Raw genomic sequence first — 385 nt, 5'->3', positions numbered from 1 at the left:
GATAGAATAATTGAGTTGTCTCTTGAAGGGCTAGTTAATAGAGGAACGAAAAAAAGTTTCGAAAAAGTGTTGACAAGACCAACAGAAGATGATAGACTGATTGAGTTGTCTCTTGAGGGACTGGTTAACAGAGGAACGAAAAAAAGTTTCGAAAAAGTGTTGACAAAGTTCACAAGAAATGATAAACTAAGATAGTTGTCGCGAGAGCGCGATAAAGACAAGACCTTTGAAAATTAAAGAAGACGAACCAAACGTGCAGGGTGATTTATCTAAGGATAAATCGTCAATGACAAAACAAAACAATAAAACGGAAAGCTAGCAATAGCTTGAGTTTGAATCAAAACTTTTTATGAGAGTTTGATCCTGGCTCAGGACGAACGCTGGC

General features: G+C 37.1%; 1 pseudogene. It reads left to right on the top strand.

Annotated features, from left to right (window positions below):
• A pseudogene (locus C1E99_RS15285) lies at nucleotides 1-195 on the top strand (hypothetical protein); the annotation flags it as partial.
• Between the last annotated feature and the right edge of the window lie 190 nt (nucleotides 196-385).

It is taken from the genome of Streptococcus suis, assembly GCF_002964045.1.
Classification (GTDB): Bacteria; Bacillota; Bacilli; order Lactobacillales; family Streptococcaceae; genus Streptococcus; species Streptococcus suis_U.
Note: the sequence above shows the minus strand (reverse complement) of the source record. Positions and strands in the feature narration are given on the sequence as shown.